Source organism: Pseudoalteromonas sp. P1-25, assembly GCF_001401805.1.
Lineage (GTDB): Bacteria > Pseudomonadota > Gammaproteobacteria > Enterobacterales > Alteromonadaceae > Pseudoalteromonas.
Genome location: NZ_LKDW01000014.1, coordinates 76,406 through 100,255, shown reverse-complemented (window position 1 = coordinate 100,255; position 23,850 = coordinate 76,406). Strand labels below are relative to the sequence as shown.

At 40.5% G+C, this 23,850-nt stretch carries 27 protein-coding genes; 13 read left to right on the top strand and 14 right to left on the bottom strand.

Annotation, left to right across the window (positions count from 1 at the left end; genetic code table 11):
• The 5 genes from AN393_RS10800 (at position 1) to AN393_RS10780 (ending at position 3,991) form a co-directional block, all read left to right on the top strand.
• On the top strand, positions 1-486 hold the full coding sequence (locus tag AN393_RS10800; protein WP_029774246.1) for a GNAT family N-acetyltransferase: 486 nt from the start codon (positions 1-3) through the stop codon (positions 484-486).
• 130 nt (positions 487-616) lie between these two features.
• Positions 617-1,972, top strand: coding sequence for a DNA-3-methyladenine glycosylase 2 family protein (locus AN393_RS10795; RefSeq protein WP_055018041.1), 1,356 nt, complete (start codon positions 617-619; stop codon positions 1,970-1,972).
• Positions 1,969-2,439 (top strand): methylated-DNA--[protein]-cysteine S-methyltransferase, encoded by a 471-nt coding sequence (locus AN393_RS10790; protein ID WP_055018040.1) that lies wholly within the window; start codon positions 1,969-1,971, stop codon positions 2,437-2,439. Before AN393_RS10795 ends, AN393_RS10790 begins: the two co-directional genes overlap by 4 nt.
• 74 nt (positions 2,440-2,513) lie before the next feature.
• The gene (locus tag AN393_RS10785; protein ID WP_055013841.1) at positions 2,514-3,305 is read left to right on the top strand and encodes a hypothetical protein; all 792 of its coding nucleotides are present in this window, start codon (positions 2,514-2,516) and stop codon (positions 3,303-3,305) included.
• Between the two features lie 101 nt (positions 3,306-3,406).
• Positions 3,407-3,991, top strand: coding sequence for a thymidine kinase (locus AN393_RS10780; protein ID WP_055013840.1), 585 nt, complete (start codon positions 3,407-3,409; stop codon positions 3,989-3,991).
• Here the strand turns inward: AN393_RS10780 and ltaE are convergent.
• On the bottom strand, positions 3,974-4,978 hold the full coding sequence (ltaE, locus tag AN393_RS10775) for a low-specificity L-threonine aldolase (RefSeq protein WP_055018039.1): 1,005 nt from the start codon (positions 4,976-4,978) through the stop codon (positions 3,974-3,976). The genes AN393_RS10780 and ltaE overlap by 18 nt on opposite strands.
• Positions 4,979-5,016: 38 nt before the next feature.
• Positions 5,017-5,949: a 23S rRNA (adenine(1618)-N(6))-methyltransferase RlmF gene (gene rlmF / locus AN393_RS10770; protein ID WP_055018038.1), complete on the bottom strand. Its 933-nt coding sequence runs from the start codon at positions 5,947-5,949 to the stop codon at positions 5,017-5,019.
• 128 nt (positions 5,950-6,077) lie between these two features.
• Between rlmF and AN393_RS10765 the strand changes: the two genes are divergently transcribed.
• Positions 6,078-6,980 (top strand): alpha/beta fold hydrolase, encoded by a 903-nt coding sequence (locus tag AN393_RS10765; protein ID WP_055018037.1) that lies wholly within the window; start codon positions 6,078-6,080, stop codon positions 6,978-6,980.
• 10 nt (positions 6,981-6,990) lie between these two features.
• On the opposite strand, the gene AN393_RS10760 is transcribed toward AN393_RS10765, so the two are convergent.
• From AN393_RS10760 to AN393_RS20065, 3 genes are all read right to left on the bottom strand, one after another.
• The gene (locus AN393_RS10760; protein ID WP_055018036.1) at positions 6,991-8,418 is read right to left on the bottom strand and encodes a sulfotransferase; all 1,428 of its coding nucleotides are present in this window, start codon (positions 8,416-8,418) and stop codon (positions 6,991-6,993) included.
• A gap of 87 nt (positions 8,419-8,505) precedes the next feature.
• The gene (locus AN393_RS10755) at positions 8,506-11,085 is read right to left on the bottom strand and encodes a TonB-dependent siderophore receptor (RefSeq protein ID WP_055013835.1); all 2,580 of its coding nucleotides are present in this window, start codon (positions 11,083-11,085) and stop codon (positions 8,506-8,508) included.
• Between the two features lie 343 nt (positions 11,086-11,428).
• Positions 11,429-11,578: an oxidoreductase-like domain-containing protein gene (locus AN393_RS20065; RefSeq protein WP_082422710.1), complete on the bottom strand. Its 150-nt coding sequence runs from the start codon at positions 11,576-11,578 to the stop codon at positions 11,429-11,431.
• Between the two features lie 104 nt (positions 11,579-11,682).
• Between AN393_RS20065 and AN393_RS10750 the strand changes: the two genes are divergently transcribed.
• Positions 11,683-12,105 carry a hypothetical protein gene (locus AN393_RS10750; protein ID WP_055013859.1) on the top strand — a complete coding sequence of 141 codons (423 nt, stop codon included), beginning with the start codon at positions 11,683-11,685 and terminating at the stop codon, positions 12,103-12,105.
• 81 nt (positions 12,106-12,186) lie between these two features.
• Positions 12,187-13,548 (top strand): M17 family metallopeptidase, encoded by a 1,362-nt coding sequence (locus tag AN393_RS10745; protein WP_055018035.1) that lies wholly within the window; start codon positions 12,187-12,189, stop codon positions 13,546-13,548.
• 17 nt (positions 13,549-13,565) lie between these two features.
• Here the strand turns inward: AN393_RS10745 and AN393_RS10740 are convergent, their stop codons facing one another.
• The gene (locus AN393_RS10740; protein WP_055013833.1) at positions 13,566-13,952 is read right to left on the bottom strand and encodes a VOC family protein; all 387 of its coding nucleotides are present in this window, start codon (positions 13,950-13,952) and stop codon (positions 13,566-13,568) included.
• An 80-nt stretch (positions 13,953-14,032) separates the two neighbouring features.
• A complete protein-coding gene (locus AN393_RS10735; RefSeq protein ID WP_055018034.1) occupies positions 14,033-15,112 on the bottom strand; it encodes a ketoacyl-ACP synthase III in 1,080 nt (359 codons plus the stop codon).
• A gap of 218 nt (positions 15,113-15,330) precedes the next feature.
• On the opposite strand from AN393_RS10735, the gene AN393_RS10730 reads away from it, so the two are divergent.
• The 5 genes from AN393_RS10730 (at position 15,331) to AN393_RS10710 (ending at position 18,355) form a co-directional block, all read left to right on the top strand.
• Entirely contained in the window at positions 15,331-15,732 is a 402-nt protein-coding gene (locus AN393_RS10730; RefSeq protein ID WP_055013831.1) for a DUF4440 domain-containing protein, read from the top strand.
• Positions 15,733-15,780: 48 nt separating this feature from the next.
• Entirely contained in the window at positions 15,781-17,022 is a 1,242-nt protein-coding gene (locus tag AN393_RS10725; protein WP_200909036.1) for an ATP-binding protein, read from the top strand.
• Positions 17,019-17,546, top strand: coding sequence for a response regulator transcription factor (locus AN393_RS10720; RefSeq protein WP_055018032.1), 528 nt, complete (start codon positions 17,019-17,021; stop codon positions 17,544-17,546). Before AN393_RS10725 ends, AN393_RS10720 begins: the two co-directional genes overlap by 4 nt.
• 17 nt (positions 17,547-17,563) lie before the next feature.
• The gene (locus AN393_RS10715; RefSeq protein WP_055018031.1) at positions 17,564-17,986 is read left to right on the top strand and encodes a thiol-disulfide oxidoreductase DCC family protein; all 423 of its coding nucleotides are present in this window, start codon (positions 17,564-17,566) and stop codon (positions 17,984-17,986) included.
• Between the two features lie 90 nt (positions 17,987-18,076).
• A complete protein-coding gene (locus AN393_RS10710; protein WP_004588770.1) occupies positions 18,077-18,355 on the top strand; it encodes a peptidylprolyl isomerase in 279 nt (92 codons plus the stop codon).
• 67 nt (positions 18,356-18,422) lie between these two features.
• Here AN393_RS10710 and AN393_RS20675 read toward each other — a convergent pair whose 3' ends face one another.
• From AN393_RS20675 to AN393_RS10675, 7 genes are all read right to left on the bottom strand, one after another.
• Positions 18,423-18,731: an energy transducer TonB gene (locus AN393_RS20675; RefSeq protein WP_268796321.1), complete on the bottom strand. Its 309-nt coding sequence runs from the start codon at positions 18,729-18,731 to the stop codon at positions 18,423-18,425.
• A 142-nt stretch (positions 18,732-18,873) separates the two neighbouring features.
• A complete protein-coding gene (locus tag AN393_RS10700; RefSeq protein ID WP_055018029.1) occupies positions 18,874-19,605 on the bottom strand; it encodes a MauE/DoxX family redox-associated membrane protein in 732 nt (243 codons plus the stop codon).
• A gap of 334 nt (positions 19,606-19,939) precedes the next feature.
• Positions 19,940-20,599 carry a DsbA family oxidoreductase gene (locus AN393_RS10695; protein WP_055018028.1) on the bottom strand — a complete coding sequence of 220 codons (660 nt, stop codon included), beginning with the start codon at positions 20,597-20,599 and terminating at the stop codon, positions 19,940-19,942.
• A gap of 109 nt (positions 20,600-20,708) precedes the next feature.
• Positions 20,709-21,929, bottom strand: coding sequence for a Xaa-Pro peptidase family protein (locus tag AN393_RS10690; protein ID WP_055018027.1), 1,221 nt, complete (start codon positions 21,927-21,929; stop codon positions 20,709-20,711).
• A 73-nt stretch (positions 21,930-22,002) separates the two neighbouring features.
• Entirely contained in the window at positions 22,003-22,614 is a 612-nt protein-coding gene (locus AN393_RS10685; RefSeq protein ID WP_055013823.1) for a flavin reductase family protein, read from the bottom strand.
• A 9-nt stretch (positions 22,615-22,623) separates the two neighbouring features.
• Positions 22,624-23,346, bottom strand: coding sequence for an SDR family NAD(P)-dependent oxidoreductase (locus AN393_RS10680; RefSeq protein WP_055018026.1), 723 nt, complete (start codon positions 23,344-23,346; stop codon positions 22,624-22,626).
• Positions 23,343-23,741, bottom strand: a complete 399-nt coding sequence (locus AN393_RS10675) for a thiol-disulfide oxidoreductase DCC family protein (protein WP_055013821.1) — start codon at positions 23,739-23,741, stop codon at positions 23,343-23,345. Before AN393_RS10675 ends, AN393_RS10680 begins: the two co-directional genes overlap by 4 nt.
• Between the last annotated feature and the right edge of the window lie 109 nt (positions 23,742-23,850).

Here is a 23,850-nt window from a genome sequence, read left to right as displayed (position 1 = left end):
ATGAGTAAGCAAATACAAATACGCGACGCTAAAAAAAGCGATGCGCCAACCATTTTACAGTTTATTACCGAACTGGCCATTTACGAAAAAGAACCTGATGCAGTAAAAACAGATGAGCAGGCAATTATAAAAACGCTGTTTAGTGAGGGGGCAACAGCACACAGTGTTATTTGCCTTGAAGATGATGAGCCTATTGGCTTTGCGGTGTATTTTTATAATTACTCTACGTGGTTGGGTAAAAATGGATTGTATTTAGAGGATTTATATGTAAGCCCTGATAGCCGTGGCAATGGCGCGGGCAAACTAATAATGAAGCACTTGGCTAATAAAGCCATAAAAAACGACTGTGGTCGCTTTGAGTGGGTAGTACTTGATTGGAACAAACCCGCTATCGATTTTTATAATAGCATTGGGGCAAAAGCCCAAAACGAATGGATAATCTATCGTCTCGCAGGCCAAGACTTGCTCGATTTTGCAGAGCAATAGTGATACTTACACGCTTAACTCACTAAGTGGGTTGGTATGATACTTTTAAAAGCAGATGAGTACCGAAAATGGCCAGTACTGGTTTAAAACATTGCTATGCTAAGGTACGTTTTATTGATTAAGACCCTTGATGAATAATCAGTATTGGCAAAAAGCGCGGCAAAGCCGTGATGCCCGATTTGACGGTTTATTTTACGTTGCCGTAAAAAGCACCGGCATTTATTGTCGGCCGATTTGTCCCGCACCTACTGCACATGAAAAAAACGTGTTGTACTATCAATACGCGCACAATGCCGCGCAAGCGGGCTTTAGGCCGTGTATACGCTGCCGGCCCGATAGTGCGCCAGGTAGCGCGGCTTGGCTGGGAGTAAAAACCACTGCACTAAGAGCTAAGCAATTAATTGACCTAGGTGAGAATGATAATTGCGAAATACTTGCTACTCGCTTGGGTATTACGAGCCGTTACTTGAGGCGTATATTTAACCAGCACTTTGGTGTGTCTATTACCCAATATCGTTTATTTAACCAATGTCAGTTTGCCAAAAAGCTTATTCAAGAAACCACATTACCAATAACCGATATTGCCTTTGCAGCTGGGTTTAAAAGTGTGCGCCGTTTTAATGATGCCTTTTTACAACAATTGCATTTAGCGCCATCAACGCTCAGAAAAACAAAAAAAGAGTCAAGCCCTGTGATTATATTAACGCTTCCCTTTAGGCCCCCCTACAATTGGCAAGCCTTACATAGCTTTTTATCAAAGCGACTAATATCGCCTATGGAGTGGATAACCCCGAATAGTTATGGGCGAACATTTAAGTTAAATGGGGCTGTAGGCCATTTTAACGCGCACTTTAAAGCGAAAAATAACCATTTTAAAGTTGAAATAGTGATAGACAATACCGAGCATTTACATAAAGTTATTAATAATATTCGTCGTGTGCTCGATGTAGATGCTGACATAAACCATATAGAAACTCACTTGAAGGGTAGTATAAATGGTGCATTTAATTTAAGTGAAGGATTAAGATTGCCTGGAATATGGTCGAGCTTTGAAGCGGGGATCCGCGCTGTGCTAGGTCAGCAAGTTAGTGTAGCAGCCGCACATACTTTAGTTACAAAGTTAGTCGCAGAACGTGGTGATCAACATGCTGATAAAATATATTTTCCACAGCCAGAAGACTTAGCTACCTGCGACTTTGAATTTTTTAAAATGCCGCAATCGCGCAAAAATGCATTAAAAAATTTATCTAAGTACTGCGCCGATAATCCTGAAAATAGCCTTTTAGATAATTGGCTTGAGATAAAAGGGATAGGCCCATGGACCGTTAACTACGCCAAACTGCGCGGGCAAAGTAACCCAGATATATTGTTAGCTGGCGATCTGGGCGTAAAAAAAGCGTTAGTAAATACGCAGCAATTTAACCCTGAACTGAGCGCCCCATTTCGCTCATACTTAACCTTTCAGCTATGGCAACAACTTTCATGATTATCCAAACCGCTATTTCGAGCCCAATTGACGACATTATCATTCAAGCAACCGAAAACGGCGTGAGCTATGTCGGTTTTTATCCAAAAACACACTACACACATACACCCATTGAGCAGGTGACGAATGAACCGGCTTTAATTTGCGCAAAGCAATTAAACGAATACTTTAATGGCAGGCGAATAACCTTTAATGTGCCATTAGATACGCATGGTACGCCTTTTCAAAACAGTGTGTGGCAAGCATTACTCAGTGTCCCTTTTGGTAAAACCAGTACTTATGGTGATATAGCCCGACTGTTAAACAATCCAAAGGCGGTAAGAGCTGTAGGGGCTGCAAACGGTAAAAACCCTATTAGTATTATTGTCCCGTGCCACCGGATCATAGGCGCAAACGCAAAGTTAACAGGCTACGCTGGTGGGCTTGCAAGAAAGCAATGGTTGTTAAAGCATGAAGGTTTAATATAGATTATAATCATTAACTTAGGCATTTATAAAACGACGCGCTACACTTTAGGTAACTCAGCTAAAATAAAAATATTATGAGAATATATAGACTTATCAGCTTGTTTTGTGCTTTTACATTTGCAGCCCCTGCGCTGGCTGACCCAACGAATTTAGTGTTTTGCTACGAAGACAAAGACGTAGCACCTATGTTTTTAGGGGTAGGGCAGGAAGTACCGATAGATAACCCTGGCGCTTCGATTGAAATTTTAAAGCAATTAGATGCCGGCATACCCAATGTGACTATTTCATTTGTTAGAAAACCATGGCGCAGGTGCCTAAACGATTTAGAACTTAACCGTGTTAATGCGGTTATTGCAAGTTATCGTGCTGGGCGTGAACGTTTTGCTGTGTACCCTACAAACGAAAAGGGCGTATTGCTAGAAAGATTTGCAGTGAGTCGATTTAGTAGCTGCTTAATAGGGCGAGCGCGTTTTCATAAACAATGGAAAACCCGCGAAGTATTCCAAAATAAAGCATTCACTATTGCCATTCCTAATGGCTATGGCTTGAACAGCGCGCTAAAAGAAGAGCCTTTTTACATTCATAATACGTTTTCTAAAGATAAAGCATTTGAATTACTTGATAAAGGCGTTGTGCAGGCAAGTGTTGACTTATGCCAAGTAGATGACTTAAAAGTGTCGAGCTATCAACATAAAGGGAGTGATGTAAAACCCCTTTACCCACCTTATGAAACAACGGACGGTTATTTAATTTTTTCAAAGCAGTTTTATCAGCAAAATAGCCAGCTTAGTAAAGAGATATGGCAATGGCTAGCGCACTTTGATAGTGCTGAAATTTACATAAAATACTTGCAAGCTGTTGAGTAATAAGAAAATCAAAGCGCTTATTAACTAAAATAGCGATATGAAATTGGTATTAATCGTATATTAAGGTAGCATAAGCGCACTTTTTATCTTAAGGCACGGCAATGGCTCAATTATACTTTTACTACTCTGCGATGAATGCGGGTAAATCAACCACCTTGTTACAATCTGCGTTTAACTATCGTGAGCGCGGCATGGAGCCCGTTATTTTAACGGCTGCCATTGATAACCGCTCTGGTGTAGGGAAAGTATCGTCTCGTATCGGTCTTCAAGCTGATGCACATATATTTGATGAATCTAAAAATGTATTTGATTTGATTCAAAACCTTCAAAACGAAAAAAAACGCCACTGTGTATTGGTCGACGAATGCCAGTTTTTATCTAAAGAGCAAGTTATGCAACTAACTGATGTGGTTGATGAACTTGGTATTCCAGTATTATGTTATGGCCTGCGAAGCGATTTTAGAGGCGAGTTATTTATAGGCTCTCAGTACTTGCTAGCATGGGCCGACAAGCTGGTTGAACTTAAAACAGTATGTCATTGCGGCCGTAAAGCCAATCATGTGTTGCGCACAGATGAAAACGGCAATGCGATTGCCGATGGTAACCAAGTAGAAATTGGCGGCAACGACCGATACGTTTCGGTGTGCCGCAAACATTATAAAGCAGAATTAAATATGGGCCGCTAAGGCATTTAAAAATGTATCAATATCTTCGCGCGTAATATCTAAATGCGTTACTAGCCTAAGCTGCTTGCTTGGGCTAAATAATATACCTTGCAGCTTAAGCGCTTGTGCAAGCTCTTCAATATTAATACTACTACTGTACGTTGCATACACCATGTTGGTGGTGTTACTCATATCTACAGTAAAACCGCTTAATTTATTTAACTTTTGAGCTAAATAACGCGCATTAGCGTGATCATCTTGCAAGCGATTTACATTGTGCTCAAGTGCATATTGACCAGCGGCTGCAAGCATTCCTGCTTGGCGCATGCCGCCACCGAGTACTTTTCTCCAGCGCCTAGCTTTGTCGATTAATGCTGGTGCGCCTAATAATAGCGAGCCGATTGGCGCACCTAAGCCTTTAGATAAACAAATTGAAACAGAATCAAAGTGCTTTGTAATTGCTGTTATATCTACATTTAGATCAACGGCTGCATTAAACGCGCGCGCACCATCTAAATGCAGTGCTAATTTATGCGTATTAACAAAGTCGTGAGCTTGGGCTAAGTACTCAAGCGGGAGCACTTTACCGCCAATGGTATTTTCAAGGCTAAGCAAGCGCGTGTTGGCAAAATGGCAGTCGTTAGGTTTTATAGCTTCGGCAATCTTGTTAAAACATAAGCTGCCGTCTTTTTCGTTTTCGATAGGTTGAGGTTGTATTGAGCCAAGCACGGCAGCGCCACCGCCTTCAAACTTATAGTTATGGGCATTTTGTCCACAAATATATTCGTCCCCGCGCTCACAATGCGCCATTAAAGCTAATAAATTGGCTTGCGTGCCAGAGCTACAATAAAGCGCAGCGTTAAAATTAAAGCGCTCACATGCATATGCCTCTAATTCGTTTACGCTAGGATCATCGCCGTATACATCATCGCCAACTGGGGCATTATGCATTGCATCGCGCATGGCTTTGGAAGGTCGAGTAACGGTGTCTGAGCGAAAATCTATCATTGTTGTTATTCCTTTATTAGCCTTATTATTTTATGGGTTTACATAAACTCTTCAAAAATGTGTTCTCGGGTAGCTTTATCAAAATAACTCCACGCAATAAAGCGACTTACTTTTTGCCCCTGCGCCATATCTATAATTTTATATTCAGCAATAGGGAGTGTACTGAGTTTTTTTTCTAACGTAGCAAGTGTTTCTTTTTTTGAAACAAGCGACGTAAACCATATTACCTGCTCCGCAAATTGCTCGCTTTCAGTAATCATATTACTGATAAACTGGGCTTCCCCCCCCTCGCACCATAGCTCATTATTTTGCCCGCTAAAATTAAGGGTGTTTTTAGGTGATTTTCCTAAGTTTTTCCACTTTCGCTCAGTGCCTTTGCTAGCCTCATCAGCACTTGCGTGAAACGGAGGGTTACACAGAGTTACGTGAAATAAATCTTTTTGATTAATAATGCCTTTAAAAATAGAAGAAGCATTTTTTTGATGTTTTAAAGTGATTTTTAAACCGTTAAACTGCGCTATTTGCTTTGCAATTTTTATTGAACTTGCATCTATATCACTCCCTGTAAAGTGCCAGTTATACTCGTGGCTACCTGTAAGAGGGTAAACTAAGTTAGCCCCTGTCCCAATATCAAGCGCTTTAATTTTACGTCCTGTCGGTATGTTTTGTTGGTTATCTGTGCTTAATAAATCGGCTAAGTGATGTATGTAATCTACTCGCCCTGGAATAGGGGGGCATAAGTTTTGATCGGGTATATCCCAAAATTCTATATTATAGTGCGCTTTTAATAGAGCTTGGTTAAGCGTTTTAACGGCTTTGTTATTGCTAAAATCGATGCTTTTACTGCCCGCAGGAGTTGTTATTATAAAAGGTGCTAACGCATTATGTTTTTCACATAACATGTCCAAATCGTAGCCATGTAAGTGTTGATTGCGAGGATGTAACTTGTTGCTGTTTGATTTTGATTTCATAGCTTAAATTTAGCAATTCAATAATAATGTAATTGTATCAAATGCCCCGCTAAAAAGTGCAACCATTTACTTTAGAATTAACCATGCTACTGGTAGGATGAGTAAGTAAAAATAACAAAGGAAAATTTGTGGCAATCACTCAGCAATCACATTTTGTTCAATTAAACAATCAACAAACTTTGCATCTACGCCGTATCGCGAACGATGATAAAGCAGGCCCCGTCGTGTTTTTAATGCATGGAGCAGTAGAAAACGGCAAAATTTTTTATACTCACAGTAATAAAGGTTTAGCGCCTTTTTTGGCGGAGCAAGGATATTGTTGTTATGTAGCAGACCTGCGTGGGCGTGGTGAAAGTAAGCCGCTGATTTCACGTCATGCTAAATATGGTCAAACGGAGGCGATAGTTGAAGATATTCCCGCCTTTATTAATTATATAGAGGAAGAGGAGGGCAAAAAGCCTGACTATTGGATCGCTCACTCTTGGGGAGGCGTTTTAATGAATAGCGTTTTTGCTCGTTTTCCTGAGTATGTAACAGACGTGAAGGCCTGTGCCTATTTTGGCTCAAAACGTTCATTATTTAATAACCACCCTAAAAAGTTACTGCAAGCGAATGTGATTTGGTACTTTATGGCGCCATTACTCGCTAAAAAGCATGGTTACTTAAATGCGAAAGGTTATAAGTGGGGCAGCGATAACGAATCGCAAAAGTCGCATTATCAAAGTATGCAATGGGCTAAAAAAAGGCCTTGGGTAGATAGCGATGATGGTTTTGATTACGCAAGTGCGTTAGCTAAGCTGCATGTCCCCCCTACACTTCATATTGGCGCAGTAAACGACAAAGCTCTGGCGCAGCCTATTGATATCAAAAAGTTTATGGCAGAGTCAGGGCCTGGAAAACAAACCCTCAAAATTTATGGCAAGCGCTATGGCCACAGTGTGGATTACGATCATATTAATATGCTTACGCACCCACAGGCACGAGATGAACAGTTTAAAGATGTTGTAAGCTGGTTTAACGAGCACAGTTAGGCAATTAGGCTCATTCAAATTGTTTTAAAAGCGGTGTTTTATAGCGCTCCCAATGCGCAAGTGCGTGTGTATTAATTGGCTGCCTAATGGCTTGCTTGCTTAATGTGCTAACAGCAGCCTTACGCTTATAAAATGCTAAGCATTGCGGTTCATACTCACACCCTAAAAACGAAAATAAAGCACTTAGCTGCGACTCAGGCTCGGCAACTATTTGCTCATAATGAATATCGTATAGCGGTAATGAGGGCAGGCTGCGCCAATGATCCATTAATTTTGCATACAACGCATGGTAAAGTTTAAATTCTTTTAAATCACAAAAGTACGGCTCATTTTCGGCAAAGTAGTTACTGAATACCGAAAAAGCAGTGGCGTTAAAATCCCTACTTAAATTAATAAATTTAGCATTAGGGAACAGCAAGTAAATTAAGCCAATAGACTGATAGTTACTCGGTAGCTTATTAATAATGAAAGGGCGTATAGGCTGTGCTTTTTTTAATTCTTCAATATAGATATTGCGAGCTTTTGCGATTAAATCGTTACTAAGTGCGCTTAAGCATTGCGGGTAAGGGGTTTGCGTTTGCTGCTCTATAAATGCCACCACTTGGTTAGCAACACTGGTGTTTTCACCTAATGTGGCAAACTGTGAGTGGCTGGCCATCATTTGCTCAAGTAAGGTAGAGCCACTTCGGGGCATGCCAATAATAAACACGGGCGTAATAGTGCCGGTAAAAGTCTGATCGGCAGATGCAATTAGCTGTTGTGTATTATACGTTATAATTGCTTCATAAAAAGGCACTAAGTCACTGGTTTTAAAATGAGTAAGCTTTTTTTGAAGTTTATTGGCAAGCACATAATAGTTAAATGCTTGCTCTGTGTCGTCTAGTTTGTCGTAGCTTTTGCCTAATGCGTAATAACACACCATTTTTAAGCGCAGGTTATTCGTTTGCGTTAAAAAGTGGTGTAGGTTGCTCACATAATTATGTTCTTTATTAAAACGGCCCAATTGAACTAATTCAAATAATATATAAGCCGTTACAGGATAAATCCCCATACTTAGTGCATGCGCAAATGTAGTGTGCGCCTTGTCTAATTCACCGTAGTTTAAATAATGCTGGGCTAAGTAGTAGTGAGGCTCCGGGTTATGGCTTGCAAGGCTTTTAGCATATTCGAGTACTTTAAGCGCATCGTCAGGGGATTGAACACCATTAAAAGCATCGGCAAGGGCGTGTAAAGGTTCTAGCATATGAGGTAAACGTTCGCATGCTTTTTGTAATAAGTATACCGCTGCATCAAAGCGCTCTAGCCTAAGCGCTATTCTACCTAATCCAAAAAATGCCTCGCCGCTTTGTGGGTCACTATTTAAAATTGCTTTAAAATGAAACTCAGCTTCTTTGAGTTTGTTTTGCTGTAATAATTGATTGGCTTTTTTAATTAGCATGACGCGGCATTATTGTTTTTTTAATTAATATAAAATAAAAAAGGCGAAATGTCTTACCATTTCGCCTTGGTTTATCATGAAAAAATATTAGAACGTATAGGTTGCTTTCGCGTAGTAGAAGCCACCGTTAATACCGTATGGAGACGTTTCGTAGTATTGCCCGCCCCAGTTATTGTTAGGAATACCGGTACGGTCTTCAAAATCAAGTTTTTCAGCGTCTTGGTCAAAGATGTTTTGTGCACCTACCGAGAAACTAATAGATTCGTTTAAGAAGTACGTTATTTCAGCGTCAATGGTCACCGCTGCGTCAGCTGTTTTTGCTGTTGCATCGTAATCTACGTGAACACCTTGGTATTCGCCGTAGTAATTAGCACGGGTAAACATTGAAAAAGATTCCCACTGCTGTGCCCAAGTAAGCGTTGCACGGTGGTTAGGTAAATCTTCTTCTAAGCGCTTAACTTTAAACTCTCCGGTAATGTCGCTGAACTTAGTTACTTCAGTTTCATTCCAGTTGTAAGCAAGGCTAAATGTAGAGCTTCCGCCTAGCATGTCAGCTGTGTAGTTAGCTACTAAGTCAATACCTTGCGTTGTAGTATCAAAGTCATTAGTGAAAAAGCTTACTTGCGCATAGCTTTGTGCATTAGGTACACCTGCTGCTTCTAACGTGTCTTTATCAGCTTGGCTTAATACGATTTTTTCTGATTGGCTGATGCGATCTTCTACGTCAATGTTGTAGTAATCAAGCGTTAAGAATAAATCACCAATTGTGTATACTGCACCTAATGTGTAGCTTTGCGATTCTTCAGGTGTTAGCTCTGTACCACCGAGTTGCACAGCAATTGGGTTTGTAGGTGGTAATAATGCAGAATCTTGTAACACACCGTCACTTAGGTTGGTTTGTACGTTACTTACGTTTGCTTGGCCAACAGTAGGCGCACGGAAACCTGTACTTACAGAACCACGAATATTTAAGTCTTCTGTAAGGTGGTACTGTGCCATTACTTTATAGTTGGTAGTTGAACCAAAGCTGTCGTAATCTTCAAAACGTACTGCAAGGCCCATTAAGAACTCTTCAGTAAAAGGTGCTTCTACATCAACATAGGCTGCGTAGTTACGGCGGGTGTATTCGCCGGCATCCGACGGTTTAAAACCAGGGAAGCCGTTAGAGCCAATGCCAAAACCTTGCTCGGTTAAAGGACCTGCTGTAAATGACGCTTCGTCACCAGAAATAACAGTAAATGTTTCTTCGTGCCATTCTAAACCACCGGCAATATTTACATCGTACGCTAGGTCAAAATCAAAGCCTTTTGAAAGGTCAAAGTTAAAGTTTTTCTCTAGTTGCTCGTATTTACCTGGGCTAAAATCACGCGGGCTGTCTGCCCCTAATGAGGCATTAACTGTATCGTAAATAAAGTAGCGTGATTCATTTAAGCCCACCGTACCACTTAAATCGTAAAAAGCATCTTTAAGGAAACCACCTGTAAACATACCTTTTGTACCAATAGTTAAAGAGGTATCTGTGATGTTGCCACCAAAATTAGGTGTAAAACCACCAGGAATGGTTTCGTTAAATGCAAAACAATCAGGGTTATTAGCAACACCGCTAATGTAATCTGGGTTATCTAAAACGTTATCGTCAATCGCGATAGTTGGACAGTTACCGCTCATGTCTTCTGTTAAATCGGCAACAAGCAGTGTTTCACCGCCATCGTTTGAGTAAACACCTGGGCGAGTATGTGGGTTACGGTAGTAAAAACCACCGCGTACGTCACGCTCAGAGTAGTTACCAAACATATAAAATTCAGAGTCGTTTGTTAGCTCTAATCCGACATTACCAAAAATTGAAATGTCGTCATCAACTTCAGGTGCACCCCAAACTTGGGCAAGCGAAGAAACGTCAGGCACACCTGCAGCAGCGAGTCCTGCGGCATCTGGGCGTTGTACTGAGCGGCTTGTTGCATCTGCTGTTTTATATTGAAAACTTAAGTTAGCAAAGCCGTTATCGGTAAATGGTAAGCCCACATTACCCGAAATCTGTGTTGTGTCACCATCGCCTTCATAGTATTGGCCATGACGTACTTCGAACTTACCCCCTTCAGAGGCATCTTTTAGTTGGAAGTTCATTACACCTGCGATTGCATCAGAGCCATATTGTGCTGCTGCGCCATCGCGTAGTACTTCTACTTGCTTAAGTGCAATACTTGGGATTACTGAAATATCAGCACCTTGTGCACCATCGTTAATACCACCACCTAAAAATGCAATAACTGAAGCACGGTGACGGCGTTTACCATTTAAAAGAATTAACGTGCTATCTGAGGGCAGACCACGTAAGTTAGCTGGGCGTACTAGTGATGCTGCATCACTAATAGGGTTTTGGTGAACATTAAAAGAAGGAACAGAGCCTTTTAGTAGTTCAAGCATGTCAGTGTTACCTGACTTTTCAAGCTCTTCACCGCCAATAATATCAATAGGAACTGGTGAATCACCAATAGAGCGTGGCGCTGAACGCGTACCCACTACGGCAATTTTTTCAACATTTTTGTTTACTTTGGTTTCAGTTTCTTCTGCTGCAATAGCAGACCCTGATATAAACAAACCAGCTGTGGTCGTTGTAGCTAAAGCAAATCTAATTGCTTGATTTAGCGTGTTGCTTTTAAGTTTCATTCTAATTTTCCCCAGTTAGAATATATTCTGTACGTAATGCAGTAATTAACACTACTTATTTATTATTTTGGACGTGTTCACATGGGGATAAAAAGTCAACCTACTCGACTTTTTAGAGCTAAAAGCTCACCTCATGTGAAGTCCTATGTACAGCCTATACATAAAAAACTTTGAGGGCAATTAATAATTAACGCTTTAATAACAAAAAGTTCAAAATAAAATATATTTGCAACAATGGTGCAGTATGTAACTAATTTGAACTAATAAAGTGCGGTTTTAGTGTTTTTTAGAAGATTTAATGCGTGAAGCAGGTAGGTAAATGTTATCAACTTGTTTATTTAAGTTAGTTTGAAGGTGGGTTTTGCGCTTGCCAGTCACGATACTTTTGCCTGTATTCGTCCCACACGCAAGGGCAGCAGGTACCTCCACCGCAACATTCATCAGGCTTAGGTTTTTGGGGTTTAGGGATGGCCACTTTTGGTTTGTTTTGCATAGAAATGAGTTTATAAGCACTGATATGGTGCAAAAGCATAAAGTATAGGGCGTATTAAGTAAATTATTCTTGTGTAAAACCCTTTATGTGTGAAAATACACGCTATGCGATTATATAAAGTTATTCACCGTGCGCCTTGGCGGGTAGTTAAAATTAGTAAAAAGCGCCAACAGCTTCGCTTTCGTCGTGCCATGGTGGCGCTTAAAATTGCGCTCGAGCAAGAAAAGCAAGAAACCATAGAAATGCTCACTATTTATAAGCGTTACACGCAAGGCCAAACCAGCAAAGAAGAGTTAAAACGTGCTAACGAGCAGTTTGTTGATATTTTAAAGGGGCTTGGTCTTGGTATATTTGCCGTACTGCCGTTTGCACCTATTACTATTCCTTTGGTGGTTAAGCTAGGCCAGTTAGTAGGTGTTGATGTGTTGCCAAGCTCATTTAACATTAATAAACCCGTCAAAGATCTCGACGCCGAAATTATTAAAGAGGATTTAAAACAACATACTAAAGCACCTAATAAAGAATAAACTAGGTTAAATTAGCTATACCTTTTGGTCACTCTTATTGATATGCTTTGAGATACCATTTTTTATTTTATGAGCTTTTCAATGAGTGCATTACTTCGTCATACTTCTTCTGGTATTCCTTTATCTTTTATTCTCAAAAACGAGTTCACTGACTGGCAATCTCAACAACCGACTTTTATACAAACATGGTTAACTAATAGTGGCTTTGAAAAGCAAGGTTTAGCGCTTGTGCCAGATGCGCAAACCGGTGAGTTAAGCCACGTATATTGTTTATTACAAAGCAAAGATGATTTTTGGGCCGCAGGCGAGCTTGCCAATAAATTACCGCTGGGCACGTATCAAATTCAGGGTGATGATACCTTTGTAGAACAAGTAGCACTAGGTTTTGTGTTAGGCGGCTATGAATTTAGCGAATATAAAGAAAAACCAACTGCCAAGGCACAACTGGCCATCGCCGATGAAGCATTGTATCAACGTATCAAGCAACAAGCCGATGCTATTTATTTGGCGCGTGATTTAGTAAATACACCGGCGGTCGATATGATGCCGCAGCACTTATCGCAAGTAATGGAAGATTTAGCCAACAATTATAATGGCGAGTTTACTCAGTGGATTGGCGATGAGCTACTTGAGCAAAACTACCCAACTATACACATGGTAGGGCGCGCCAGCGAAAACAAACCGCGTTTACTTGATTTAAAATGGGGCGACAAAAACGCACCGCTTATTACCTTAGTCGGTAAAGGGGTATGTTTTGACTCTGGCGGGCTTGATTTAAAACCAAGCACGGGCATGCGTAACATGAAAAAAGACATGGGCGGTGCAGCGCATGTTATTGCATTAGCTCAGTTAATTATGGCAGCTAATTTACCAATTAGATTACGCGTTTTAGTGCCTGCGGTTGAAAACGCGGTATCACGAAATGCATTTCGCCCAGGTGATGTAATTAAAACGCGTAAAGGCATTATGGTAGAAATAGATAATACCGACGCAGAAGGGCGTTTAGTATTGTGTGATGCACTTAGCGAGGCACAAAACGATAACCCTGAACTAATTATTGACTTTGCGACCTTAACAGGTGCTTGTCGTGTTGCTTTAGGGACTGAGTTACCGGGCTTTTTCTCAACAGAGCGCGATGTAGCAAATGGGATTATTGATGCAGGTATGGATGTAAATGATCCTGTATGGCAATTGCCTTTATTTGATCAGTACAAAAGCTTTTTAAAGAGCGATGTAGCCGATATGGCTAACTGTGCCAACACACCGTTTGGTGGGGCCATCACCGCAGCGCTTTATTTAAAAGAATTTGTAGAGCCAACCACTCCATGGGTACATTTTGATGTAATGGCGTGGAATTTACGTGCATTACCTGGTCGCCCAACAGGTGGTGAAGCGTTAGGGATTCGTGCGGTATTTAATTACCTGCAAAGTCGCTTTAAATAAACCTTGTTATACGAGGGTTATACCTCGTATAACTCAAGTGGCAGGTTATCTGGATCGGCAAAAAAGGTAAATTTTTTGCCGGTTATTTCATCCACTCTTATCGCTTCCACTGTTATATTTTGTGACTCTAAATACTGCTTTGCTTGGGCAACGTTTTTAACTTTAAATGCCAGATGCCTTAAGCCCTGCGCTTCTGGGTAGCTTGGTCTTGCAGGGGCTGCGTCAAACGAAAAGAGCTCTATTTGGCTGCCATCAGGCATGGCTAAATCTAACTTATACGAATTACGTGCCGCTCTAAAGTGCTCGTTAATAACGTCAAGTTTAAGTATGTTGCTATAAAAGTGTTTAGAACGAGCGTAGTCACTGCAAATAATAGCAGCATGATGAATACCTAATAGTTCCAAGTTAGTTCCTTAATTTTATTGTCCTTAAAAACAAAAACGCACCAAAAAGTGCGTTTATGTATAGCTTGTTACATGTGTTTTTAGTTTGGCTCAGCTTCTTGGCATGCTTTAACGGCTGGAGCTACAAGCTCAAGGCCTGTTAGCTCACAAGGTGGCAAGGTTGCATCGCTTACTTTGATAGGCGTTACACGCTCGCCCCATTTTATGTAGCTTGCGGCCCATGTTAAACCGGCCCCAAAGGCTGCCGACATAATATTTGAATGTGGCTTGATCAACCCTTGTTCTACGGCCTCACACAATGCAATAGCAATTGTAGCGGCTGAGGTATTACCGTAGTCAGCAATGTTAACCATGACTTTTTCATCCGGCACTTTCAAACGCTGCTGAATCGCTTGGATTATACGTAAGTTAGCTTGGTGCGGGACAAGTACGTTTATGTCATCAAGGCTTAAATTAGCTTGCGTTAATACATCATCACACGCTTCACTCATGCCTTTAACGGCACGTTTGAAAATTTCACGGCCTTCAAAGAGTAAGTCTGATGGACCAATTGGCTCATATTTATTTAAATCACTACCAAAGTTGGTGATGTGTAAAATGTCTCTGTCTTCACTGTCACAACCGGTTTTAGTGCCAAGTAGGCCTGCAGGTGTTTCTGCGGCTTCTAGTACTACGGCGCCAGCGCCATCCCCAAATAATACAGCACTGTCACGGCGTGCCCAGTTTACATACCAAGTCATACGCTCAGCAGCAATAACCACGGCCTTTTTTATCATTCCCGCTTGAATTTGTGCGGTAGCAGCCTGAAGGGCATATAAAAAACCAGAGCATGCAGCATTGGTATCTATCGCTGCAGCGCCGGTAGCGCCAATGTTTTTTTGTACTAAAGAGGCGGTATTGGCCACAACTGTTGAAGGGGTACACGTCGCTAAAATAACTAAATCGATATCTTTTGCGTCAACGCCTGCACAATCAATAGCATGCTTAGCTGCAACGGTTGCAAGCTCTGCGGTACTTACATGACTCACTCTACGCGACTTGATACCAGTGCGTGTGGTGATCCACTCATCGTTAGTATCAACTATTTCGCTAATTTCATCGTTGCTAATGCTTGCTGGTGGGATGCATTTACCCCAACCTGTGATATGTGCGTAGGCCATAATGTGTTCTCTTAAATGGTGGTCTGACGTGTATTGCTAAAGGATGAGTTATATCAAAAATTGCCCTTTAAGAGAAGTTATTACCCTGTTTTGTCTCTTAAAGTTTAAATTTACTGTAATTTTAAATGCCCGTTGCTGCATTTATAAATATAACCGTTCGAATTTAAAGCAAATAAAGGTATTATTATCTTAGGTCTGTACTGATAAAAGGGAAGTGTATGGGTAATAAAATTAAAGCATCACTATTTAATCACTTAATTGAGTCTGAACGGCAATTATTAGACCCAGAAGTACGCCAATCAAACGATGCATTAAATGCCTTGCTTGATGATGAATTTATTGAGATTTCAGCTAATGGCACCGTATTTGATAAGCAGCACGTACTGACTCGTTTACCTACTGAGGTTGTTCCACAGTTTTATAACCAGCACTTCAAGGGGCGAATGCTAAGCGAAGACATCGCGCAAATTAGTTACCAAGCAGCTTACAGGCGCTCAGCCCGAAGCGAGTTCAACTACTCCTTACGTATGTCGCTTTGGCGCAAAAGTAATGAACAATGGAAAATGGTGTTTCATCAAGGAACACCGTGCGCGCTTTTTACTATATCAATGGATGATTGACTGCTTTTATTAACGTATTAAATTTTATAGGTAAACCGTACCTTGTTTATGCAAACCGACCCGACCATTAGCCGCCTTTTAATGCTGCGAAGTGGTGCCATTGCCGTGCAGCTAATTGCTGTACTAAGCGTGTATTTTTTATTAGAGCATCAAATAGCGTTATTGCCTTTATTAGTGGTAATAGCGTTAGAGGCTATATTTCAATTAGTGAGCGTATTTGCTTATCGCAATGTAAGTCGAGCGCGCCCCGTTGGTATGTTGATGCAACTCACTGCAGATGTTCTGTTTTTAACTATTTTGCTTTCATTAAGTGGTGGCGCAACCAATGCATTTGTATCGCTATTATTGTTACCTATTATGATTGCAGCGGTAACACTTCGTGAAAAAGGACTCGCTTATATCGCTGTGCTAGCCATTGCCGCTTATAGCTTTTTATTAATTAGGATGCCCGATCACAGTATGCATCAAATGAACATGAGCGGGCACTTTATAGGCATGTGGGTAAATTTTGTTTTAAGCGCAAGCGTAATCGCTTTGGTTATTGGTGCTATGAGTAGAGCATTAAAAGAGCGCGAACGCACAATAGCTAAAGCTCGCGAGCAACAACTGCGTAACGAGCAACTGGTAACCCTAGATGGCGCAGCGGCGCAAATTACTCATCAACTAGCCAGTCCTATTGCTAACTTACAGTTACTATTTGAAGAGCTTTTAGAAGAGGAGCCAAATAACCCTGTCGTGGTGCAAATGCAAACGCCGCTTAAGCAGTGTGCTAGGCAATTAAATGACTTTAGAAAGCTCTCTGCACAGCTTCGTAATAAAAATACCATCGAGGACATTACAGTAAAGCAGCTGCAAACACAGATCACTGATACATTATTACTGCAATACCCAGATCAGCACATTAATTGGTTAAGTGAGCCAATTGCAGCGACCTTAAAAAGTGATGCAATGCTATTACCTGCTATTCTCAATTTGCTACAAAATGCATGCATTGCAAATCAAAAAAATAACCAAACCGAGTTAGAGCTAAGCTGGCAGCAAAATAATCAGCATAGTGAATGTGTATATTTGCTAATTCGTGATTTTGGCAGCGGTTTTAGCCAATCACAATTAGCAGAGCTTGGCGGACAACTTATGCCTAGTAGCCAAGGTATGGGGCTTGCGGTTTTGCTTTCTAATGTAACGTTTGAGCGCCTAAACGGCTCGTTAACTTTGTATAATCATGCTGGTGGTGGGGCGGTTGCTAAAGTAAAATTAGCCATAGTAAATAATGAGCAGTCACATACATGAAATTACTTATAATTGAAGACGATATAAACCTAGCCAGCACACTTGCTCGGCGTTTAACAAAACAAGGCTTTAGATGTGAAGTTGCGCATAATCAAAGTGATGCATTACTAAGTGCACATAAACATTTACCAGATTGTATTTTGCTCGATATGAAATTGGGTGACGATAACGGCCTTGCCTTAATTAAGCCACTTCGCAGCTTATTACCACAGGCGCATATTGTATTACTAACCGGATTTGCAAGCATAGCCACCGCAGTAGAGGCCATGCGTTTGGGCGCTGACGACTACCTTACTAAACCCGTTGATATGGCCACATTATTAAAGGCGCTAAACACCGATTTAAATATGCAAAATGTGAGCAGTATTGTAACACCAGTTATGTCGCCAGAGCGTTTAGAGTGGGAGCATATTCAGCAAGTATTGCACAGTAATAACGGTAATGTATCGGCCACTGCGAGGCAGTTAAACATGCATAGGCGCACATTACAGCGTAAGTTACAAAAAAAGCCGGTTCAGCAGTAACCGCTTAGGGGTATAAAATGAGTGATGATGCGGCTACATTAATGCGTAATCAAAAAATTATATTATTCGATGCGCAGTGTAAATTATGTAGTGCGTGGTGTAATTTTATTATTAGTAACGATGCCAATGTCATTTTTAAACTATGCAGCGTGCAATCTCCAAAAGGAGCACTGCTGTTAACTCACTTTGGTTTTTCAACCACACAATACGCCTCAATGGTTTACCTACAAAACGGCAAAGCGTACACGCAAAGTCATGCTTTTTTTGAAGTAGTAAAGCAGCTAGGTTACCCCTATAAATTAGCCACTGTATTTAGTATTTTACCTAACACCTTTAATAATTGGCTGTACGATAAAATTGCTTTAAACCGCTATACCTTATTTGGCAAATATCAATACTGCAGAGTACCCAACCCAGAGGACGCAAAACATTATTTATAAATTAGTCGTTCACACATTGCAGTATAAGTAGATGCCAGGTTTATGTGGCTGTGCTAAAATCGCCGCGTTTTAAATTATCAGGGCTTTGAAATGGCAAGTACAGCGCACGCACTCCACATATTGGTTAAACACAAAGAAATAGCAGAAGACATTATTAAGCAATTAGGTAAAGGTGCCAAGTTTCAAACCTTAGCTAAAAAATACTCGTCGTGCCCATCGGGTAAAAAAGGCGGTGACCTAGGCGAATTTAGACGCGGGCAAATGGTTCCGCAGTTTGACAAAATAGCCTTTAATGGCGCTATTTTAGAGCCGCATTTAGTTAAAACTAAATTTGGTTGGCATGTTATTAAAGTACTTTATCGTACTTAATAAGCTTGCAGATAAATACTAAAAAGGCTGCACACTGCAGCCTTTAAGATATAACCTTACCCGATTATTAATTATCCAAATTAAACTCAATTGTCATTTCTAAGTTTTTGTCAGGTACAGCAACACCATTAACAACTTTAGGTGAGTATTGCCATTTAGATAGTGCGCGTTTGGCTTCGCTATTAAACACTTGCTCAGGTTTAGCTTTAATAACGTTAATATTATTAGGGCGCCCATAACTATCTACATCATAAGACATGGTAACAAAACCTTCTGTTTTATTACGTACCTCTGCAATAGGGTATTTAGGTGGAACTGTTGATTTTACCGTTGCTGCAGGCCTGTCTTGAAGTGAAGTTGAAGTACAGCCAGTAATGATTAGAGCGGCAATGATAGACAGTAAGTATTTAATTTTAAATCCATTTATTATTTAGTTAGTCCCCTTTTTTACACTAAATGACCAGCAGTGTAAAATAAACCGTTTAGTTATTAAGCTCATGATTTAACCTTAATTAAGATTACTTAATAAACATCCAGACACCTGCGGCAATCATAAACAGGTTTTCAGTCAGAGAGATAAACCCCAGCGGTACATTACTATCTCCGCCAACGCAGGCACACTTAAGCTCTCGTTTGTCTATGTAAACAGCCTTAATCACCGACACGGCGCCAATACCCCCAATAAATAAAGAAATGGGTGCAACAATATAAGCAGAGAGACCCGCAATCATGCCAATACTTACAAATGCTTCTAAAAATGGGTACACATAAGCATATCTCACGACTTTCATTGCAAATAAATCATAGGTTATAAAAGAATTACTAAAGCTGTATAAGTCACGTAATTTTTGTATAGCCAGTACGCCCATTGTTAACGCGACAAACAGCATAATTGTATGCATAGAAAAAAGTGCAAAGCCAGTGGAGTAGCTAAATGCAAAGGCAAGTAATAAGGTAACAGCAAAAATGGCCGTTACGGGAGTGTAAGTAGTACCTTGTTGACCAGGCTCCGATTTATTAAAGTAAGCGCGCAGGTCGTCATACCCGCCAATGCGTTTGTTATCTATAAATGTTTGTGGTGTGGTATCAACATTGTGCTTTTGTTGAAATGCATCGGTTTCTTCGCGCGAAGTCAGCGGCTTATCATCTACCTTATAGCCTTTTCGCTTCAGTAAATCTTTTGATTTAAGACCAAATGGGCAAATGTGCTCATTGGTTACCATTCTGTATAACGTTGCTGACTTAGTCATGCTTGCTCCTTATGCGTATTTAATCGCTCGTTAGTCCTTAATAAATAGAGAGTGAATCGCGGTATGAAAGAAGTTAATGGCACCTTGTAATATTTACGTGGCATTTGAAATAAAATAGCGCGCAGCACACTCATTAAGAACACAAAATAGCTAATGCACGTATAGTGCCAGCACTTTTATAAAAGCGCAGAAGGTGAAGTTTGAGTAGCAGAGGGTTTTTGTTAAAAGCTTATAGAAATATCGGCTCACGTAGACAGCAAAGTCATGCTGCACCTTTAAAACCGTATAAGACTGCATTGCGCAGCCTTATATATGTTAAACAGCAGCTTACTTGCTAAGCGTCTTGCTTGGCTTCTTCTTCACTAATTTGTTTAAGTGCTTGTATAAATGAATCACTTGGTTGTCCGCCACTGATAGCATATTTATCGTTTATGATAAACGTAGGGACCGAGGTAATACCTAATTGCTTAAAGCGCTCTTGCTCTTGGCGCACTGTTTGTACGTATTTATCTGAGTGCAAAATACTACGCGCCTGTTCTTTATCAAGGCCAACACTTTCTACTACATCAAGCAGTGCGTCTTCTTGATTTAAGTATTTTAAATCGGTGAAGTGCGCTTCAAAAAAGGCGAGTTTTAACTGTGTTTGTTTGCCTTGTTCGCGCGCCCATGTAAGTAAGCGGTGCAAATCAAAGCTATTTATCATGATACGTTTGCCATCAAAATTAAACGTAAAGCCAGCACGCTTTCCAGCTTCAAACATGTTTTTACGATTTTCATCGCCTTGCTCTTCAGTCAGGTTGTACTTTTGCATTAAGTGTTCGTTTAAATCTTGACCCTCAAGTGGCATATCAGGGTTTAGCTCAAAAGGATGCCACGTAATATCTGCACTCATTTCGTCTTTAAGTTGGCCAAGCGCTGTCTCTAGGTTTTTATAACCTATTACGCACCATGGGCACATTACGTCTGACACGATATCAATTTTAAAGTTTTTCATATTCATCCTTTTGCGGATTGCTTGGTATAAAAGGGATATTGGGATGAAGTTTGTATTATCAATCCTTAAACTAAAAAGAGCAGCTAATGGCTGCTCTTTATTAAAGGGTTTAAGCGTTAAGCCCAAACGGGTCGTCAATACTATAACTTGGTTGTGTAAACCAATGTGGACCGTTGTCGGTCATATAAAAATGATCTTCTAAACGTACGCCAAACTCATCGGGTATAACTAGCATTGGCTCATTACTAAAACACATGCCAGGGGCAAGTGGGGTTTTATCACCACCAACTAAGTATGGCCATTCATGAATATCTAAGCCAATACCATGACCAGTACGATGTGGGCAGCCGGGTGTTTGATACTGTGGCCCCAATCCTTGAGCCGCTAAATAGTTACGAGCCCCTGCATCAACCTCTTCACACGTAACACCAATCTTGGCTGCATTAAACGCGGCGAGTTGCGCTGCTTTTTCGTGATCCCAAAACATTCGTTGGCGCATTGTTGGTTCGCCATATACATAAGTACGGGTAATATCCGATAGGTAATCGTGTACTTTACAGCCGGTATCGATTAATACCATATCGCCTTTTTTAAGTACTTGCGCGTCTTTAACACCGTGCGGAAAAGACGTTGCAACTCCAAATAAAACAATACAAAAATAGTTACCTGGTGCGCCTACCTTTTGATGCGCTTTTTTTATAAAAGCCTCTACTTCTGTGGTGGTAATACCTTCGTAAAGCATACTTGCGGTTGCTTGATGTACAGCTAAAGTCATGTCCATTGCACATTGCATAAGCGCTAATTCATTTACCGACTTATGCATTCTACAATGTGCAGTAACGCTTTGTGCATTGATTAGATTAAAGCCTTTTTGCGCTTTGTTAATACCGTCAAATATAAAAAACTGCGCGCTTTCATCAATGCCTATAGTGGCGGTGTCGCTTACGTTAAGCTGCTTTAATACATTTACAAAAAGCGAGTAGGGGCTCTCGTGCTCTTGCCAACCATAAATAGGCCCCTCAACCACTTTAAACCCATTTAGGGTGCCAATTTCAAAATACGGGGCAATGTATTGTACTTCACCAATAGCAGGTAAAATGGCACCAACCATGCGCTCACTTGCGTACCATTTCATACCTGTAAAGTAGGTGAGATTAGTGCCTGCATTTAAGTATATGGCATCAATATTATTAGCTTGCATGTATGCTTGTGCTTTAGCAATACGCTGCAAATATTCATCTACTTGTATGGGGGTCACTTTGCATGTCATATTACTTAAACTTGCCAGTGCTTGTTCACTTGTTTGCGTACCAACGCCTACTGTGGCCATAAATGTCTCCTTGGTTTTTAGGCATTGTGTTTAATCTAAAACAGTAATTCAACATTATGCGACGACATACATATTAAGGCTTTTTAGCATAAGGTAAACGAGATAGTTTGTTGCCTGTATGGTAGCTATCAAGCCCCGTCACAGCAACTGTTTCAATAGCCTGTAAATCTAAAAAGCCATCGCTTTGCAAGGCAACTTCATCTAAGTAAACATCGGTAATTTCACCTATAACCAGCTCAGTGCCATTTACGGCTAAGTGTTGGTGCTCAACATAATTTACCGCATATTTTAATCGTGACTCTTGCACAAATGGCGCTGTAAAGTCATTTAGGTATTCTGGCGTTAAACCGGTCGCATTGAACTCTGATTCGCCTTTAGGGTAACGGGCCGATGTTTGATGCGCTTGTTTATAAATAGCTTTGTTAACTTGGTTAATGGTGTAGCTACCCGTTTCGATTATGTTTTCGAATGTATGGCGTGGCACACTGTTTGGGCGCATTATCATGCCAACCAGCGGCGGGTGTGCACCAAGGTGAATGACAGAGCTAACAATGGCGAGGTTGGTATTGCCTTGCTTATCTTGGGTGCCAATTAAATTGGCGCTTTTATAACCCGAAAGCGAGTTAATTAAATGAGTACGGGTGTGTTTTTCAAGTGCGTTTATTCGCTCTTTAGTAAAATGCATTAAAGTTCCTTACCACGGTATGGTTTCACCTTGCCAGTCTAAATAGGCAGGCGCACCATTGAGTTCTAAATGAGGGTTATTAAATGTAAGTGTAAAAAGCTGTTTTGCCACAAATTCGGTACTAAAAAGCTTACCCGCAGGTACATTTTTTTGAAATGGCTTAGAAAGGGCTGTATCGGTAGTACCTGGATGGAATAATACTAATTTGGTATTTTTGGCGCGCCGTGCAAGCTCAATCGCAGCGGTTTTGAAAAGCATATTTAAAGCAGCTTTGGAGGCGCGATACGTATACCAACCGCCTAACTTGTTGTCGTTAATGCTGCCTACACGCGCACTAAGTGCGGTAATATTGCACTGCGTTTTGTGTGTTAAAAGTGGCAAAATACTTTGCAGGCAAAGCAGAGGGGTTAGCGTGTTTGAGTTTAGAAGTTGGCTGAAATACTCAGCGTCTATATCTTCAAGTTTTTTTTCGGGCATATGAGATGTGCTATGCAGCATACCGTTAAATATAACAACCTGTTCAATTTCAGCGCTTTGCTCTTTTAAGTAAGCACTAACGCGCGCTAGGCAAGGTGTTGTGTAATCAGTTTTAAAATGTACAACACTTCCCTCAAAATCAATACTCTTTGAGCTAACACAAACAATTTGATGAGTGGGTGTATTTATTTGTAGCTGCTCTATATAAGCTTTTGCAATGGCACTACTTGCGCCAAATAATACAATTGTTTTCATTTAGCACCTTTTGATTTAACACGGCATTGTCCGTTGGTGCACTGTGTATTTGGCATTAACAGTCGGCTTAGCGTTTGTCTGTATTTGGCAAAAAGTAAATAACCACAGTCAGCGAAAAAACTAATTATAGGCAAGCGAAAAATTTTCAACCAGGTGTGTTTTCCAACGGTTTTCCATGCGTGATAAGTCACATCTAACCCGTAAATCATTTCACCGGAAAATGTTTGTGCTTGTAAATGATTCATTGCTTTATTTTTATCAATATATGAATAGCGGTCACTAAAATCGGGCGCATTTAAATCTTCAAGCTGGATTTTATTGGCGGTGTCAGCCTGTTTTAATTTTGTCATCTCAGTGCTACATAATGGACAATTGCCGTCATAAAAAATGATCATAAAATAACTTAACGTTTATTTTTCATATACTTTTTTACGACATACCATTGCAAATGGATCTATTAAATATGCGCTCATAATGATATTAATAGCATTCCATGAAACAAAG

What these genes read in the sequence shown, in the direction of transcription:
- AN393_RS10790 (WP_055018040.1), top strand. Translation starts at nt 1,969, where the DNA reads ATGATTATCCAAACCGCTATTTCGAGCCCAATTGACGACATTATCATT.
- AN393_RS10755 (WP_055013835.1), bottom strand. Translation starts at nt 11,085, where the DNA reads ATGAAACTTAAAAGCAACACGCTAAATCAAGCAATTAGATTTGCTTTA.
- rlmF (WP_055018038.1), bottom strand. Translation starts at nt 5,949, where the DNA reads ATGAAATCAAAATCAAACAGCAACAAGTTACATCCTCGCAATCAACAC.
- AN393_RS10720 (WP_055018032.1), top strand. Translation starts at nt 17,019, where the DNA reads ATGAAATTACTTATAATTGAAGACGATATAAACCTAGCCAGCACACTT.
- AN393_RS10800 (WP_029774246.1), top strand. Translation starts at nt 1, where the DNA reads ATGAGTAAGCAAATACAAATACGCGACGCTAAAAAAAGCGATGCGCCA.
- AN393_RS10750 (WP_055013859.1), top strand. Translation starts at nt 11,683, where the DNA reads ATGCGATTATATAAAGTTATTCACCGTGCGCCTTGGCGGGTAGTTAAA.
- AN393_RS10695 (WP_055018028.1), bottom strand. Translation starts at nt 20,599, where the DNA reads ATGAAAAACTTTAAAATTGATATCGTGTCAGACGTAATGTGCCCATGG.
- AN393_RS10745 (WP_055018035.1), top strand. Translation starts at nt 12,187, where the DNA reads ATGAGTGCATTACTTCGTCATACTTCTTCTGGTATTCCTTTATCTTTT.
- AN393_RS10730 (WP_055013831.1), top strand. Translation starts at nt 15,331, where the DNA reads ATGGGTAATAAAATTAAAGCATCACTATTTAATCACTTAATTGAGTCT.
- AN393_RS10715 (WP_055018031.1), top strand. Translation starts at nt 17,564, where the DNA reads ATGAGTGATGATGCGGCTACATTAATGCGTAATCAAAAAATTATATTA.
- AN393_RS10780 (WP_055013840.1), top strand. Translation starts at nt 3,407, where the DNA reads ATGGCTCAATTATACTTTTACTACTCTGCGATGAATGCGGGTAAATCA.
- AN393_RS10675 (WP_055013821.1), bottom strand. Translation starts at nt 23,741, where the DNA reads ATGATCATTTTTTATGACGGCAATTGTCCATTATGTAGCACTGAGATG.
- AN393_RS10700 (WP_055018029.1), bottom strand. Translation starts at nt 19,605, where the DNA reads ATGACTAAGTCAGCAACGTTATACAGAATGGTAACCAATGAGCACATT.
- AN393_RS10725 (WP_200909036.1), top strand. Translation starts at nt 15,781, where the DNA reads ATGCAAACCGACCCGACCATTAGCCGCCTTTTAATGCTGCGAAGTGGT.
- AN393_RS10680 (WP_055018026.1), bottom strand. Translation starts at nt 23,346, where the DNA reads ATGAAAACAATTGTATTATTTGGCGCAAGTAGTGCCATTGCAAAAGCT.
- AN393_RS10690 (WP_055018027.1), bottom strand. Translation starts at nt 21,929, where the DNA reads ATGGCCACAGTAGGCGTTGGTACGCAAACAAGTGAACAAGCACTGGCA.
- AN393_RS10710 (WP_004588770.1), top strand. Translation starts at nt 18,077, where the DNA reads ATGGCAAGTACAGCGCACGCACTCCACATATTGGTTAAACACAAAGAA.
- ltaE (WP_055018039.1), bottom strand. Translation starts at nt 4,978, where the DNA reads ATGATAGATTTTCGCTCAGACACCGTTACTCGACCTTCCAAAGCCATG.
- AN393_RS20065 (WP_082422710.1), bottom strand. Translation starts at nt 11,578, where the DNA reads ATGCAAAACAAACCAAAAGTGGCCATCCCTAAACCCCAAAAACCTAAG.
- AN393_RS10785 (WP_055013841.1), top strand. Translation starts at nt 2,514, where the DNA reads ATGAGAATATATAGACTTATCAGCTTGTTTTGTGCTTTTACATTTGCA.
- AN393_RS10735 (WP_055018034.1), bottom strand. Translation starts at nt 15,112, where the DNA reads ATGGCCTACGCACATATCACAGGTTGGGGTAAATGCATCCCACCAGCA.
- AN393_RS10685 (WP_055013823.1), bottom strand. Translation starts at nt 22,614, where the DNA reads ATGCATTTTACTAAAGAGCGAATAAACGCACTTGAAAAACACACCCGT.
- AN393_RS10795 (WP_055018041.1), top strand. Translation starts at nt 617, where the DNA reads ATGAATAATCAGTATTGGCAAAAAGCGCGGCAAAGCCGTGATGCCCGA.
- AN393_RS10760 (WP_055018036.1), bottom strand. Translation starts at nt 8,418, where the DNA reads ATGCTAATTAAAAAAGCCAATCAATTATTACAGCAAAACAAACTCAAA.